We start from the raw sequence: 294 nt of genomic DNA, 5'->3' as shown, positions 1-294 counted from the left end.
CAAGGCGCGCCTGCCGGAGCCGGTGATCGAGGCCCTGCGCGCCCGCGGCGAACTGCCCGATGCCCGCTACGAAGCCCTGGCCGACTTCACCCGCGCGGTGATCGCCAGCCGCGGTGCGGTCACCGACGAGCAGTTCGAAGCCTTCCGCGCCGCCGGTTTCGACCAGGCCCAGGCCCTGGAAGTGATCCTCGGGGTGAGCCTGGCGACGCTCTGCAACTTCGCCAACGTGTTCGCCCGCACGCCGCTCAATGCCGAGCTGGAGCAATATCGCTGGACCAACCCGCAGGCCTGAGC

At 70.4% G+C, this 294-nt stretch carries 1 protein-coding gene; it reads left to right on the top strand.

Features of this window, described 5'->3' with window-relative positions:
* A partial coding sequence (locus tag ACLJNW_RS24400) for a carboxymuconolactone decarboxylase family protein (RefSeq protein ID WP_410961243.1) occupies positions 1-292 on the top strand: 292 nt, incomplete at its 5' end.
* Positions 293-294 lie beyond the last annotated feature (2 nt).

It is taken from the genome of Salmonella sp. SAL4457 (assembly GCF_046548235.1).
Taxonomy (GTDB): Bacteria; Pseudomonadota; Gammaproteobacteria; order Enterobacterales; family Enterobacteriaceae; genus Salmonella; species Salmonella enterica.
The sequence above is the reverse complement of the archived record's forward strand: the minus strand, read 5'-3'. Positions and strand labels throughout refer to the sequence as shown.